This window comes from Roseomonas marmotae, from assembly GCF_017654485.1.
Classification (GTDB): Bacteria; Pseudomonadota; Alphaproteobacteria; order Acetobacterales; family Acetobacteraceae; genus Pseudoroseomonas; species Pseudoroseomonas marmotae.
In genome coordinates, this window is record NZ_CP061091.1 from 2,677,177 (window position 1) to 2,690,779 (window position 13,603).

Consider the following 13,603-nt stretch of genomic DNA (forward strand, 5'->3'; position numbering starts at 1 on the left):
TGCAAGCGGTGGCTTTGCCGCTTCATGATGAGAGAGACGATGAACAAGACCTACCGGATCGCATCGACCCTGGCGCTGGCGGCAACCATGCTGACCGCGCCCCTCGCCGCCCAGGCGCAGGAGCCGGTGCGCGGCAAGCAGGCGGGTGACCTCGTCCTGGGCTTCAGCGCCATTGGCGTCCTGCCGGAGAAGGGCGGCCGCGTCGACGCCATCGGCGGCAAGCCGGATGCCGGCAACAGCTATGTGCCGCAGCTCGACCTCACCTGGTTCGCCAGCCCCTATATGTCGCTGAACCTGATCGCCGCCACCACGCGGCATGACCTGAAGGTGCGCGGCTCCGCCATCGGGGATGTCGATCTGGGCCATGTCTGGGCACTGCCGCCGACGCTGACGCTGCAGTTCCACCCGCTGCCGGCCTCCCGGTTCAGCCCCTATGTCGGCCTCGGCGTGAACTACACCCTTTTCTATGGCGAAGGCGGCAGCCGCACCGCGCCGGTGGAGAAGGTGGATGTCAAGAACAGCTGGGGCTGGGCCCTGAATGTGGGCATGGACTACGAGCTCAACCCGCGCTGGTCCGTCAACCTGGACGCCAAGAAGCTGTTCCTGCAGCCCCATGCGGCCGTGAACAGCGGCGCCATCGGCGCGCGTGCCGACCTCGATCCCTGGATCTTCGGCGTGGGCCTCCGCTACCGCTTCTGACGGCAGGATCAAGGGCGGGGCCGGATGCCGGCCCCGCCTCTCCCCGGCGGGCCAACCCTGGCTGCGAGAGCGGCGGAGACCATGACAAGATGATTCGCCGCCACCTGGCCATCATCATCAGTAAAACCTTAGTCATCCCATAATGCTGTCCTGCAAGCCTTCGGCAGGAAGCAGAAAGTATCATCCCCTTCGCCGATTTGAGATGACACATCCGGTTTTTCTGTTTAGCACCACACTGCGGCATCTGATCCTGCCTCAGCGGCAGCTTCCATGATATTGAGACGCGGGTAGACAGCCCATCCATATTGCGGTAGTGATCCGTCAACCGCCCGGTGGCGGCACATTATTGTGGCTTTTTTGGGGCACAGCCGTTTCCGGCCGCGCTCATTCGCCAGTGCCCGCCGCCTGAGAAGAAACATCATGGAGGTGTGTGCCCCCGCCCGGCGGAGGGCAGACCGCATTGCATGCACATGGATATTGAGACGACCGGCGGCATTGCCGCCAAGACCTCCCCCGGGAGCGTCGTTCCGGCCGCCGCATCGGGCGAGGATATCGCCCAGCCTTCCGTTAAAATCGCCCTCCGCAACGTCTTCAAGGTCTTCGGCGACCATCCCGAAGCAGCGGTACGCATGGTCCATGAGGGCCATGGCAAGGATGAGATCCACGCCAAGACCGGCTGCACCGTCGGCGTGAACAATGCCAGCTTCGACATCCATGCTGGCGAGATCTTCGTGATCATGGGCCTCTCCGGCTCCGGCAAATCAACCCTGCTCCGCCTCATCAACCGCCTGATCGAGCCCAGCGCGGGCGAGATCCTGTTCGACGGCCAGGACATCACGAAGATGTCGAAGCGCGAGCTGATCGAGCTGCGCCGGCGCGACATGAGCATGGTCTTCCAGTCCTTCGCCCTGCTGCCCAACCGCACGGTGCTGGACAATGCCTCCTTCGGCCTGGAAGTGGCCGGAGTGCCGGAGGCCGAGCGCCACGCCAAGGCCCTGGCGGCGCTGCAAGGCGTTGGCCTGGCCACCTATGCCGACAGCCGCCCCGACCAGCTTTCCGGCGGCATGAAGCAGCGCGTCGGGCTCGCCCGCGCCCTGGCGGGCGAGCCCAGCGTGCTGTTGATGGACGAGGCCTTCTCGGCGCTCGATCCGCTGATCCGCACGGAAATGCAGGACGAGTTGCTGCGCCTGCAATCCGAGCACAGCCGCACCATCGTCTTCGTCAGCCACGATCTCGACGAGGCCATGCGGATCGGCGACCGCATCGCCATCATGCAGCATGGCGTGGTGGTGCAGGTCGGCACGCCGGACGAGATCGTCACCAGCCCGGCCAACGACTATGTCCGTTCCTTCTTCCGCAATGTCGATGTCAGCCAGGTCTTCCGCGCCGGCGATATCGCGCGGGAGACGCAGGTGACGCTGATCGAGCGCCGGGGCATGACGGTGCATGCCGCGCTGGACCGGATGCGCCGCCACGACCGCGACATCGCCATCGTCGTCGGCCGGGACAAGAAGTATCACGGCATGATCAGCGCCGAGGCGCTCGCCCGCGCCGTGCGCAACGGCGTGGCCGACCCCTATCACAGCGCCTTCCTGCCGGATGTGCAGCCGATCGCGGCGGCGGACACCCTGTCCGATGTCATGGGGCGGGTGGCGCAGAGCCCCTTCCCGGTGCCGGTGGTGGATGAGAACCACCGCTATCTCGGCTCCATCAGCAAATCCGCTTTGCTCATGTCGCTCGATCGCTCCGGCAACTGAGCGGGGAGATCATCATGCAAGATATCGATCTGGGTATCGGCGACGCCGCCGATGCCGTCGTCAACTATATCCTCGATCATTTCACGCCCGCACTGGATGTCATCGCGGCCACCATCGGCTTCGTGACCGACGGCATCCAGGCCGGGTTGCAGATGCTGCCGATGCCGGCCGCCATCGCCATCGTCGTCCTGCTCGCGCTCTGGCGGGTCGGCTGGAAGTTCGCGGTCTTCGCGCTGGCCGCCCTGCTGCTGATCGCCGGCATGGGCCTCTGGGGCCGGATGATGGAAACGCTCTCCCTCGTCCTGGCCGCGACCGTCATCGCCATCGTCATCGGCGTGCCTCTGGGCATCGCCATGGCGCGCAGCAAGGCGGTGCAGATGGTGGCGCGCCCGGCGCTGGACCTGATGCAGACCATGCCGGCCTTCGTCTACCTGATCCCGGCCGCCATGTTCTTTGGCCTGGGCGCGGTGCCCGGCACCATCGCCACCGTCATCTTCGCCATGCCGCCGGTGGTACGCCTGACCAATCTCGGCATCCGCCAGGTGCATGCGGAGTTCATCGAGGCTGGCCTCGCCTTCGGCTGCACGCCCACGCAGCTGCTGATGAAGGTGCAGATCCCGAATGCCCTGCCCTCCATCATGGCCGGCATCAACCAGACCATCATGCTCTCGCTCTCCATGGTCGTCATCGCCTCCATGATCGGCGCGGGCGGGCTGGGCAATACGGTGCTGACCGGCATCCAGCGGCTGGATGTGGGCACGGGCTTCGAAGGCGGCCTCGCCGTCGTCGTGCTGGCCGTGCTGCTGGACCGCATCACCCAGAGCTTCGGGCAGAAGGGCTCAGGTTTCAGCCTGCGCCAGCTCTTCGCCGGGCGCCGCGACAAAGCGGCGCTCGAGGCTTGACCCGTACCGCCCCCTCCCTCCCCTCATTTCCGAAAGGGACCGCCATGCTGCTCAAGAAGCGTGAATTCCTCGGCGTGTCCGCCGGCCTGGCCGCCGCCTTCGCCACCGGCGTGGCGCATGCCCAGGCGGCGAAGCCCATCAAGCTCGGCTTCGCCGCCTGGGCCGATGCCGAATTCGTCACCAAGCTGGCCGCCCGGCTGATCCAGGACCGGCTGAAGACCAGGGTCGTGCTGGTGCAGACCGATGTCGCGCCGCTCTACCAAGGCATCACGCGCGGCGATGTCGATGCCATGCTGATGTGCTGGCTGCCGCAGACCCATGCCGACTACTGGAAGCGCGTGGATGGCAAGGCCGAGCGTCTGGGCACGCTCTATGGCGGTGCCAAGCTGGGCTGGGTGGTGCCGGCATATGTGCCGGAGAGCGAGGTCGCCTCCATCGCCGACCTGGCCAAGCCGGAAGTGCGAAGCAAGTTCGGCGGTCGCATCCAGGGCATCGAGCCCGGCGCGGGCCTGACGCGCCTCTCCAACGAAGCCGTCAAGGCTTATGGTCTTGACGACTACACGCTGCAGGAATCCAGCGAGGCCGCCATGCTCAGCATGATCGACCGCGCCCTGCGTCGCGACCAGTGGGTGGTGGCCACGGCCTGGAGCCCGCACTGGATGTTCGGCAAGTATGAGCTGCGCTACCTGGCCGACCCCAAGCAGGCACTGGGCGGGGAAGAAGAAGTCGTCGGCCTCGGCCGCCCCGGCCTGGGCAAGGACCGCCCGGAGATCGCCGCCTTCCTCTCCCGCCTGAACCTGCCGCTGAACGAGCTGGAAAGCGCGATGCTGGTGGCGCAGGAGAAGGATTACGACACCGCCGTCGCCCAGTATATCGAGCAGCACGCCGAACGCGTGAACGGCTGGTTCGCCCAGGGCTGATCCACGTCAGCCCGCCATGGCCGGGGGTCTTCCTCCCCGGCCGTCGCGGCGCCCCACTGGCCGCCTGGGCGCCGACATCCGCGGGACCTGTTCCTTCCCTTCCTCTCCGCAGGACATCCTTGCCTGCGCGGTCCCCGCACACCCGACCCGGCTGATGTCCTATTCCCCCGCTCAACACGCAGGAGTCTGCATGACGCTCAAGAAGCGCGAATTCCTTGGTCTGACCGCCGGCCTGGCCACGGCCCTGGCCACCGGCACCCTCCAGGCGCAACCCGCCAAGCCAGTGAAGCTGGGCTACGCGCCCTGGACCGATGCCGAATTCATCACCAAGCTGGCGGCACGGCTGATCCAGGACCGGCTGAAGACCAAGGTCGTGCTGGTGCAGACCGATGTCGCGCCGCTCTATCAGGGCATCATGCGCGGGGATCTGGATGCCGTGCTGATGTGCTGGCTGCCCAAGACGCATCGCGATTACTGGGCGCGGGCCGAGGGCAAGGTTGAGCGGCTCGGCAAGCTCTACACCGGCAAGATGGGCCTCGCCGTGCCGTCCTATGTACCGGAGGAGGAGGTCGCCAGCATCGCCGACCTGGCGAAGGCTGAGGTGCGCGGCAAGATGGGCGGCCGCATCCAGACCATCGAGCCCGGCGCGGGCATGACGCGGCTCGTGCATGAGACTGTGAAGGCCTATGGGCTCGACTACTCCGTGCAGGAGTCCGGCGAGGCCGGGATGCTGACCATGTTGCAGCGTTCCATCCGCGCCAAGGACTGGATTGTCTTCTCGGCCTGGAATCCGCACTGGATGTTCAACAAGTTCGACATCCGCTACCTCGATGACCCGAAGCTGGGCATGGGCGAGGAGGAAGACATCGTCGCTGCTGGCCGTCTGGGGCTCGGTAAGGACCGGCCACAGGTCGCGGCTTTCCTCTCCCGCATGAACATGCCGCTGGATGAATTGCAGAAGGCGATGCTGGCGGCGCAGGAGAAGGACATTGACGCGGTCGTCGACTGGTATGTCAGCGAACATGCCGCGCGCGTGGACGGCTGGTTCACGGCGGCCTGAGCCGCCTGTTCGCAACGGGGCGCGGTGGCACGGCTGCCGCGCCCCGTCGTGTCGTGGCGCGGTTGTCAGGCCGCGGCCATCACTGCCTCGCTATTCATCAGGTCAGCGTATTTCTGCCCCATATCGAAGAGGTTCGCCTCGTGCGGGCCGATCGCGCGGTCACCGACGCAGTCCGTGACGACGATGGTGCGGAGGTTATGGGCCACCGCATCCACCACCGTCGCGCGCACGCAGCCGGAGGTGGTGCAGCCTACCACCAGCAGCGTATCCACCCGCTTCCACAGCAGCCAGCCGACGAGTTCCGTCCCGAAGAAAGCGGAAGCCTGGCGCTTGCGGATCACCAGTTCCCCCGGCGCCGGGGTCAGTTCCGGCACGATCTGGCTCAGCGGGCTCGTCTCGGTCAGCTTGAGCAGCCCCGGAGACTTGCGCGTGAAGGCACCGGCATCGGAGCCGTCGTCGGCATAGACCACGCGAGTATGCGCCACCGGCCAGCCACGGGCCCGCGCATGCGCCAGCAGCGGCACCGTACGCGCGATGGCCGGCTTGATATTGCCGCCGCCGAAATGCTCCGGGTCCGTGAATCCCTCGACGAAATCGACGATCACCAGCGCCGGGCTCAGGCCCATGCCGACCGAGGCGCCCATGCCCTGCTTGCTGTAGATATCCAGCTCACTCATGTCACGCCTCCGGGCGGAGAGGAAAGCCTCCGCGGCATGTTCAGAATTCCGACAGCAGACGCCCGAAGCCGTCCATCTGGTCGTTGATGTTGTTGGCGCGCAGCGCGTGCCAGTAGGTCGCGGTATTAATGGCGACCACCGGCTTGCCCAGCCAGAGTTCCGCCGCCGCCGCAAGCTTCACCATGGAGAGGTTGGTGCCGACCTGCACGATGGCATCGACATCGTCACCGTCCAGCTTGAGGATGGTCTCCCGGAGCCGCTCGCTGGACACCTCGGCGATCGCGATCCAGGACGGGCATTGCAGCGCGATGTCCCGCACAACGCTGAAGCCCATATCGCCAAAGTAGCGCGTGACTTCGGTGTTCATCGACGGCCAGTACGGGGACAGCACGGCGAGGCGGCGGATATTGCCGTAGCGGTTGAGCGCCGCCGTGCAGGCGTGGCTGCCAACGCTGATGCGCAGGCCCGATTCTTCCTCGACCTCCTTCACGAAGCGGTCGGCACCCTTGGCACCGTCGAAGAAGGTCACGGCCGACATGCCCATCACCAGATGGTCCGGCTTGCAGGTCATGACGCTACGGACGGCATCCAGCGTATTGCCGGCGATGACCTCAGCACCGGCCCGGAAGGTCTCGTTGCTGATGGCATTGGCATTGGGCGTGAAAATGCGGCTGTAGTGGTTCGTCACGCCATGCGGCCGCATGTCGTCGAAATCCGGCTGCACGATCGTGTTGGTGGACGGCCCCAGCACGCCGAACTTGGCGCGCCAGCCCTGTGCGTCAGGCATTCTCGAACACTCCTTGATGGAACGACACCCATCCGAATCTCGCCGGTCGCTGTCATTCGGTCATAGGCATTCTGGCATGGCTCATGCATCATGCGAACCACCAAAAACATTGAGGTCCAGACAATGCCTCTCGCATTTCCGCTCCGCCGCCGCGCTCTGCTCGCGGCCCTGCCCCTGCTGTCAGCGCCTGCGGTTTTGCGGGCCCAGCCTGCCTGGCCGTCCCGGACCATCCGCTTCATTAATCCCGGCCCCGCCGGCGGCGCCGGCTCCGTTACGGCGCGCATCGTCATGGAACGGGTCAGCGCCATCCTTGGCCAGACCATCGTCATCGACGACCGCCCAGGCGCCGGCACCAATATCGGCATGACTGCGGTCGCCCAGTCGGCGCCGGATGGCTATACGCTCGGCCTCAGCTCGATCGCCAGCAACGCGGTCAACAAGTGGATCTATAAGGACATGCCCTTCAACCCGGACCGCGACTTCGCGGCCGTGTCGTTGATGGTGCTGGTGCCGAACATCATGGTGGTGCCGGTCTCCACCCCTGCCGACACCGTCGCCGAGTTCATCGCATACGGGAAGAAGCGCGGCTCGATCGATTTCGGCTCGGTCGGCGCTGGCTCCTCCCAGCATCTGGCCGGCGCGCAGTTCGCCCTGGCCACCGGCATCGACATGCAGCATGTGCCTTATACGAATTCGGGCCAACTCAACACGGATCTTATGGAAGGCCGCACGCAGGTGGTGTTCCAGTCCATCTCCGCCGTGGCGGAAATGGTAAAGTCCGGCCGCATGAAGGCTCTGGCCGTGACCGGCACGCAGCGCCTCGACGCTTTCCCCGAGCTTCCGACTCTTGTTGAAGCCGGCGTCGACATCACCTCCACCGGCTGGTTCGGCGTGGTCACCCCCGCGGGCGTGCCGGACCCGATTCTCGACAAGCTGCACCAGGCCGTTGTCGCGGCAATCGCGGATGATCAGGTTCGCCAGAAACTGAGCATGCTGGGCTCCGTGCCCCGCAGCAGCCCGACCCGTGAGAACTTCGCCGCTTTCATGCAGGCTGAAACCATGAAGTATCGGGATGTCATCAAGGCATCCGGCGCTAGCGCCAACTGAGGCACGGGAAAGGCCGCCACGGAAATACCGTGGCGGCCCGGTTACCCTCGCGGATCGGGGCGAAGCCGGAAGGCTCCGCCCCGAATTTTTTCAGGCCACTTCGTCCAGTGCACGCAGCGAAGCAATCATGGAAGTCTTCATCAGGTAGTCCTTGTGACGGACAGGATCATTCGCCACGGAACGCAGATCATCGAGCGCGGCACGACGCACTTCGGGGTCGCGCTGGTTCAGCGTCGCGCGATTCCGCAGGGCCTGCTGCTGCACCACGTCCAGGGCCACCTTGCGCCGCTGCCGCTCATAGCGGCCTAGCAGCGCGGCGTTCTCGCCCTTCCAGACGCGCGTCAGCTTCTCGGCCAGGTTGAAAGCATCGTGGATGCCGCCGTTCATGCCCATTCCACCAAGCGGGTTGTTCACATGCGCGGCGTCGCCCGCCAGCAGCACGCGCCCCGTGACATAACGCTCCGCCACGCGCTCATGCACGCGGTAGGCGGTGCGGTGCTTGATTTCGTAATCCCCGCTCTTCGGCAGCACTTCCTGCATGCGCTGCTGGATGCGCTTGTCGGACAGCATCACCTCTTCCGGCTCATTCGCATCCGTCGGCAGCAGCAGGCGCCAGACGCTGCGGGTCCGCAGCAGCACGAACCATTCGTCGGGGTCGGAGATATAGGCGATGTTGGTGAGGCCCTCCATCGCCTCCTGATATTGGAAGGTCGTCGAGCAGGTCAGGTAGAGTTCTGGAATCGTCTGCCCGTCGAAGCCGATGTTCATGGCCTTGCGGACGGCGCTGCGCGCGCCGTCGGCGCCGATCAGCCAGGAACCCTTCAGCGATTCCTGCGTGCCGTCCGCGCGCTCCACCACCAGCGTCACGCCATCCGCGTCCTGCGTCGCATCCACGGCGCGGGCGTCATAGATAAAGTTCACGGCCGGGTTGGTCGCCAGGCGGTCGCGCAGCAGGCGCGTCAGGCGCCACTGCTCGCATTGCAGGCGGTAGGGGTGGTTGGTCTCGCCCTTCAGCAGCGTCAGGTCGAAGGTCGCCACCGGGCCGTCGCGCCGGTCCCGGAACTGCCACTGGGGGCAGATCAGCCCCTGCTCCACCAGGATGGAGGAGATGCCGAAGCGGTCCAGCATGTCCAGCGTGGGCGGATGGAAGGTGGAGGCCCGCAGCCCGTCCGGCAGGTCGCGCTCAGCCTCGACGATGGTGACCGGGATGCCCTCCTCCGCCAGCGCGGCGGCGGCCACCAGGCCGACCGGGCCAGCGCCGGCCACCAAAACCGGGGCCACCCGGCCAGCGGCCTTCAGGGAGGGAGAAGCCAGATCATTCGCCACGGTGCTGCACCTTCTCGACCGACGGTATCATCCGGACCCCGCCAGCCCGCGCGCCCGAAGCCAGGGCACCACTGTGCCGGCACGGAACCACAGGGCTGCCGTCAAAGCCCCCACGGCGGCGAAATCCCCGACCATTGTGTACAACTCCGCAGCCCATTGCACGTACCAAATGGCTTGCACCGTGCATTTTTGCCCGAAGGTTGTCGCCGGCCTGCTGAAATCAGCGTCGTTCAGCCCCTGGCCTTGCCTTCATTGTGTACAATATTTTCGGACCGCTCGATCTCCGCCACGAGGCTGGCGGGGCGCGTGCTGTTCAGATGCGCGCTGACCACCAGCCCCGCCCATTCGGCGTTGCGGGCGGCCAGGGCGTCGATGATCTCCCGGTGGTAGCGGTTGGAACGGTCGATATTCACCCATTCATGCATCCGGTACTGCTTCAGCAGCACCAGCGGCACCTGGATGGCCCGCCCCAGCATCCCCTCCAGCCGGCGGGACCGCGCGGCGCGGATCATGACGGCGTGGAACTCCGTGTTCAGCGTGGCGAAACGGGCGATGCGCCGCTCGTCGGGCCCGTCCAGCGCCTCCATGGCGTCGGCCAGCCGGCGCAGCTCCGCCAGTTCCTCCTCCGTGATGCGGAGCGCGGCACGGCGCGCGGCGAAGCCCTCCAGCATCGCCCGCAGCTGCCAGACCTCCTGCACGTCCTCCTGGCTGATCTCGGCGACGAAGGTGCCGTAGTTCCGCGTGCTGTCCACCAGCCCGTCGGCCAGCAGCCGCCGCAGCGCGTCACGAATGGGCGTGCGGCTGACGCCGATCTCGCTGGCCAGCAGGGTCTCCCGCAATGGCGACCCGGGCGGGAAGCTGCCATCCATGATGCGTTGGCGGATGATGTGGTAGGCGCGTTCCGCCGCGTTCGACATTGTCGGTCCAATTTCTCCGGCCCCGGGCTTGCGCCCTCTCAGGCCTTGCTGGACCCTCCCGCTGAATGCAAGGGGGATCGATGATGTTGCAGGACCGGGTGGCCATCGTGACGGGCGGCGGGCGCGGGTTGGGCCGCGCCATGGCGGAGGCACTACTGGCGGCGGGCGGCCGCGTCGTCGTCACGGGCGCGCGCTCCGGCGCGGAGCTGGAGGCCATGGCGGCATGGGCCGATGCCACCCATGGCCCGGACCGGCTCCTGGCGCTGACAGCCGATGTCACGCGCCCCGCGGATTGCGCGCGGGTGGTGGCGGCGGCGCTGGAGCGGTTCGGCGCGCTGCATGCCGTCATCAACAATGCCGGGCGCGGCATGCGGCTGGTCAGCGAGCGCTTCACCACCGACCCCGTTCCCTTCTGGACGGTGCCGCCGGAGACCTGGGCACTCATCATGGACATCAACCTCAACGGCGCCTTCAACATGGCGGCGGCGGCCATGCCGCATCTGCTGGCGCAGCGGGACGGCCGAATCGTCAATATCTCCACCAGCGACCAGACCATGGTCCGGCGCGGCTACGCTCCCTACGGCCCCAGCAAGGCGGGGCTGGAGGCGGCCTCCCGCTGCTGGGCGCAGGATGTGGAGGGGACGGGCGTCACGGTGAACGTGCTGCTGCCCGGCGGCGCGGCCAATACCGAGCTGTTGCCCGCGGGCCCCAGCCGGCGCGGCGCCGACGGAAACCTGCTCGATCCCGCCATCATGGGTCCGCCAGCGGTCTGGCTGACCTCGGCCGAATCGGCGGCGGTCAATGGGCGGCGCTTCATCGCCCGGCTCTGGGACAGCGACCTGCCCTTGGCTGAGGCATCCACCGGCGCCCGTAGCGCCCCGGTGGCCAAACCCAGCATCATGTAGGGGCCGGGCGCTCTACTCCGCCGGGGCGGAGGCCGTCTCCGGCTCGGCGGCCTTCCCGGCAGCGGGCGCCCCCTCCTCCTGCAGCCGCGCGAGGCAGCCGTACCAGTCACGCCCGGAGACGCCGGCATCCGGCAGCGCCAGCACTGGGACCGAGACGCCGGAACCCTGGACACGCAGCGTGCCGCCGCCCAGCAGGTCGCGGATCCGCCCCTCGCCGGTCGTGTTGAGCGGCATGGAGGCAGAGGCGACGCGGCTGCCATCGGTGCGGCCGGGGAGCTGCCAGCGGCCGCCGTCGCTCCGGAAATGCAGCCGCACGGAACGGCTGGCCGGCAAGCCACGGCCCGGCGCGCTGACGGTGAAGCCCACGCGCTTCGCGGGTCCGGCCGTCAGGTCCAGCACCATGTCCCGGTGCGCCACGCGCGCCGTGCAGCGGTCGCCTAGCACCCGGAAGAACCAGGAACCCTCCACCTCGCTCGGTTCCGGCGCCGGCTTGGCCGGGGGGCGCGGCGCATACCGCACCGGGGCCGGCAGGGGCGCCGCCTGACAGGCGGCCAGGCCAAGGCTGACGGAGAGCAGGAGCAGCGGAATCCGGGTCACGGCGAAGCCTCGATCTGGAGGAAGTGCCAGGGACTGGCGCTGTAACGCTGCGCCTCGCGTGAAACGCTCAGCACCCGCCAGGCGTAGCGGCCGGGCTGGCTCAGGCGCACCGCCTGCTGGTCCGCCGCCTCGGAATAGCCGGCGAAGACCTCCCGCGCGCTCCCATCCGGCTCCAGGCCCACCACCTCGACAAAGGAGCGCACCTCGAGCGCCGGCCGCCAGGAAAGGACGAAACCACGCCGCGCCACTTCGGCCAGCACCACGGCGTCATCGGCGGGACCAGTGAGGGTGGCGGGGGCCGGCGCAATGGCCTGTCCGGCATCCTCGGTCGGGGCCGTGGCGGCGGCCGGGGCACCGCCTGCGGCAGCCGCGGCGGGAAGGCCAAGCTCGATGGCGCCGGGGCGCGGCAGCGCGCTGGTCACGGAGCCCAGGCGCGGCTGCGCCTGCCCGAGCTGCGCCGCGCCGACCTGCTGCACCTTCAGGGCGGCCTCACGGTCCTCGCGGAAGAAATAATTCAGCTGCGGCGCGGCCGGAGGCTGGGAGACCGGGAATGGCGCGCTGGCGGCCAGTCCCGCGCGTTCCAGTTCCCCGGCCAGGGCCGTGGCCCGGTTGGACGCCCCGGCGGCGCCACGGGGATAGGTGATGATGACGCGCACCATCGCTCCGGTCGGCAGGTTCGCCCTGGGGGCCGCGGGGTCTGCCGGTGCCTCGCTGCTCCCGGGTGGCACAGGAGCTTCGGCCGTGGCGACAGCGGTGGCCTCGTCCGGCGGCGCGAGCTCCGGCGCGGCGGGGCTGGCGGCGGGGTCAACCGCCGGGATCATGGCCATAGGTGCCTCCTCCGGCGGCGGGGCTCCGTGGTCCCGGAAGGCCGCCCAGGCCAGCGCGCCACCGGCCAGCAGCACGATCAGCCCCAGCAGCGCCATCCGGCGGGCCCGCCGCGCGGCCCTGGCCGGTGGCGCGGATGGGAGAAGCCCGGCCGGCGGCGGCGCGGGCGGCGCCTGCAGCCGCGCCAGGGAGGGAGGTGGCGCCGCCGGCGGGGCCGGCGGAACGGGATGCTCCGCCACAGGCGGCGCGGCGGGGGGCGGCTCGGCGTGCGGTGCCTCGGCCGGAGGCGGCGCGACTGGCGGCGGCGCGACTGGCGGCGGCGCGAACGGCGGCGAAGCGAGCGGCGGCGCGGGCGGCCCGGCCTCCATGGACGCTTCGTCGATGCCTGGCAGGACAGCGGCCGGCCCGACCCCGTCCTCATCCTCGAACATCTCGCTCCGCAGGGCGGCAGCCTCGCGCACATGCTCCGGCCGCACGGTCTCGGCGGCCGCCATATCCGCGACGAAGAAGCTGGTGCCGATCAGCAGGTTCAACAGGCGCGGCACGCCGCCGGCGGCTTCCGCCAGCGCCTCGACGGTGCCGGGCGCCAGCCGGCCCGGCTGCAGCTCCACCTCGGCCATCCGGGCGGCGACATAGGCCGGGATGTCCCGTATCGGCATGGGGCCAAGCTGGACGCGCCGGCAGGGCAGCCCCTCCAGCCGCTCATCCAGGGCTGGCAGGCCCGCCAGGAGCGTGAAGCCCACGCCCCGCTGCGCCAACTGGCGCAGCCGGCCCTCGTCCATCCGGTCCGCCTCGTCCACCAGAAGCAACTGGGGCGCGGACGCCGCCTCCACCCAGTCTCCGTTCTCCAGCCGCAGCACGCGGCGCTCGGGGGAACGGAGGGCCTCCTCTACCTCCAGCAGCAACCGGCTCTTGCCGATGCCCGGAGGTCCAAGGAGCGCGACGAGGTGCTCGCCAGCCTTGAAGGCCTCAAGGATATCGTGCCGCGCCGCCACCCAGGCGGCGTGCGCGACCGCGGGCGGACCGCCCGTGGGTTGTGGAACTGAATTCGGCTCTACCACCATCCCACCTTATGTGGAGGAAGGCCCTGGCCGCCACAATAGCCAGGGCTCCGATCAAAAACC

General features: G+C 68.3%; 13 protein-coding genes. 7 read left to right on the top strand and 6 right to left on the bottom strand.

Translation table 11 applies throughout. The features are described 5' to 3' along the window. The first annotated feature begins 39 nt into the window (after nucleotides 1–39). The 5 genes from IAI58_RS12630 (at nucleotide 40) to IAI58_RS12650 (ending at nucleotide 5,338) form a co-directional block, all read left to right on the top strand. Nucleotides 40–699, top strand: coding sequence for an OmpW/AlkL family protein (locus IAI58_RS12630; RefSeq protein ID WP_207445449.1), 660 nt, complete (start codon nucleotides 40–42; stop codon nucleotides 697–699). A gap of 470 nt (nucleotides 700–1,169) precedes the next feature. Further along, on the top strand, nucleotides 1,170–2,456 hold the full coding sequence (gene proV, locus IAI58_RS12635; protein WP_207445448.1) for a glycine betaine/L-proline ABC transporter ATP-binding protein ProV: 1,287 nt from the start codon (nucleotides 1,170–1,172) through the stop codon (nucleotides 2,454–2,456). 14 nt (nucleotides 2,457–2,470) lie between these two features. Beyond that, nucleotides 2,471–3,358: an ABC transporter permease gene (locus IAI58_RS12640; protein WP_207445447.1), complete on the top strand. Its 888-nt coding sequence runs from the start codon at nucleotides 2,471–2,473 to the stop codon at nucleotides 3,356–3,358. A 44-nt stretch (nucleotides 3,359–3,402) separates the two neighbouring features. After that, nucleotides 3,403–4,278, top strand: coding sequence for a glycine betaine ABC transporter substrate-binding protein (locus tag IAI58_RS12645; RefSeq protein WP_207445446.1), 876 nt, complete (start codon nucleotides 3,403–3,405; stop codon nucleotides 4,276–4,278). A gap of 190 nt (nucleotides 4,279–4,468) precedes the next feature. Then, a complete protein-coding gene (locus IAI58_RS12650; protein ID WP_207445445.1) occupies nucleotides 4,469–5,338 on the top strand; it encodes a glycine betaine ABC transporter substrate-binding protein in 870 nt (289 codons plus the stop codon). 65 nt (nucleotides 5,339–5,403) lie between these two features. On the opposite strand, the gene IAI58_RS12655 is transcribed toward IAI58_RS12650, so the two are convergent. Next, a complete protein-coding gene (locus tag IAI58_RS12655; protein ID WP_207445444.1) occupies nucleotides 5,404–6,015 on the bottom strand; it encodes an isochorismatase family protein in 612 nt (203 codons plus the stop codon). A 40-nt stretch (nucleotides 6,016–6,055) separates the two neighbouring features. Then, a complete protein-coding gene (locus IAI58_RS12660; RefSeq protein ID WP_207445443.1) occupies nucleotides 6,056–6,802 on the bottom strand; it encodes a maleate cis-trans isomerase family protein in 747 nt (248 codons plus the stop codon). Between the two features lie 90 nt (nucleotides 6,803–6,892). Between IAI58_RS12660 and IAI58_RS12665 the strand changes: the two genes are divergently transcribed. After that, the gene (locus tag IAI58_RS12665; RefSeq protein ID WP_207445442.1) at nucleotides 6,893–7,909 is read left to right on the top strand and encodes a Bug family tripartite tricarboxylate transporter substrate binding protein; all 1,017 of its coding nucleotides are present in this window, start codon (nucleotides 6,893–6,895) and stop codon (nucleotides 7,907–7,909) included. A gap of 90 nt (nucleotides 7,910–7,999) precedes the next feature. Here IAI58_RS12665 and IAI58_RS12670 read toward each other — a convergent pair whose 3' ends face one another. Beyond that, nucleotides 8,000–9,235 (bottom strand): FAD-dependent oxidoreductase, encoded by a 1,236-nt coding sequence (locus tag IAI58_RS12670; RefSeq protein WP_237182849.1) that lies wholly within the window; start codon nucleotides 9,233–9,235, stop codon nucleotides 8,000–8,002. Nucleotides 9,236–9,465: 230 nt separating this feature from the next. Next, nucleotides 9,466–10,152, bottom strand: a complete 687-nt coding sequence (locus IAI58_RS12675; protein WP_207445441.1) for a GntR family transcriptional regulator — start codon at nucleotides 10,150–10,152, stop codon at nucleotides 9,466–9,468. An 80-nt stretch (nucleotides 10,153–10,232) separates the two neighbouring features. Between IAI58_RS12675 and IAI58_RS12680 the strand changes: the two genes are divergently transcribed. Continuing rightward, the gene (locus IAI58_RS12680) at nucleotides 10,233–11,057 is read left to right on the top strand and encodes an SDR family NAD(P)-dependent oxidoreductase (RefSeq protein ID WP_208775953.1); all 825 of its coding nucleotides are present in this window, start codon (nucleotides 10,233–10,235) and stop codon (nucleotides 11,055–11,057) included. Between the two features lie 12 nt (nucleotides 11,058–11,069). Here the strand turns inward: IAI58_RS12680 and IAI58_RS12685 are convergent, their stop codons facing one another. After that, entirely contained in the window at nucleotides 11,070–11,654 is a 585-nt protein-coding gene (locus IAI58_RS12685; RefSeq protein ID WP_207445439.1) for a hypothetical protein, read from the bottom strand. Then, nucleotides 11,651–13,543 carry a P-loop NTPase family protein gene (locus tag IAI58_RS12690; RefSeq protein WP_207445438.1) on the bottom strand — a complete coding sequence of 631 codons (1,893 nt, stop codon included), beginning with the start codon at nucleotides 13,541–13,543 and terminating at the stop codon, nucleotides 11,651–11,653. The genes IAI58_RS12685 and IAI58_RS12690 overlap by 4 nt, the downstream gene beginning before the upstream one ends. Between the last annotated feature and the right edge of the window lie 60 nt (nucleotides 13,544–13,603).

Coding starts and splice junctions, on each gene's coding strand:
- IAI58_RS12675 (WP_207445441.1), bottom strand. CDS start 10,152: ATGTCGAACGCGGCGGAACGCGCCTACCACATCATCCGCCAACGCATC.
- IAI58_RS12680 (WP_208775953.1), top strand. CDS start 10,233: ATGATGTTGCAGGACCGGGTGGCCATCGTGACGGGCGGCGGGCGCGGG.
- IAI58_RS12640 (WP_207445447.1), top strand. CDS start 2,471: ATGCAAGATATCGATCTGGGTATCGGCGACGCCGCCGATGCCGTCGTC.
- proV (WP_207445448.1), top strand. CDS start 1,170: ATGGATATTGAGACGACCGGCGGCATTGCCGCCAAGACCTCCCCCGGG.
- IAI58_RS12660 (WP_207445443.1), bottom strand. CDS start 6,802: ATGCCTGACGCACAGGGCTGGCGCGCCAAGTTCGGCGTGCTGGGGCCG.
- IAI58_RS12690 (WP_207445438.1), bottom strand. CDS start 13,543: ATGGTGGTAGAGCCGAATTCAGTTCCACAACCCACGGGCGGTCCGCCC.
- IAI58_RS12630 (WP_207445449.1), top strand. CDS start 40: ATGAACAAGACCTACCGGATCGCATCGACCCTGGCGCTGGCGGCAACC.
- IAI58_RS12650 (WP_207445445.1), top strand. CDS start 4,469: ATGACGCTCAAGAAGCGCGAATTCCTTGGTCTGACCGCCGGCCTGGCC.
- IAI58_RS12665 (WP_207445442.1), top strand. CDS start 6,893: ATGCGAACCACCAAAAACATTGAGGTCCAGACAATGCCTCTCGCATTT.
- IAI58_RS12645 (WP_207445446.1), top strand. CDS start 3,403: ATGCTGCTCAAGAAGCGTGAATTCCTCGGCGTGTCCGCCGGCCTGGCC.
- IAI58_RS12655 (WP_207445444.1), bottom strand. CDS start 6,015: ATGAGTGAGCTGGATATCTACAGCAAGCAGGGCATGGGCGCCTCGGTC.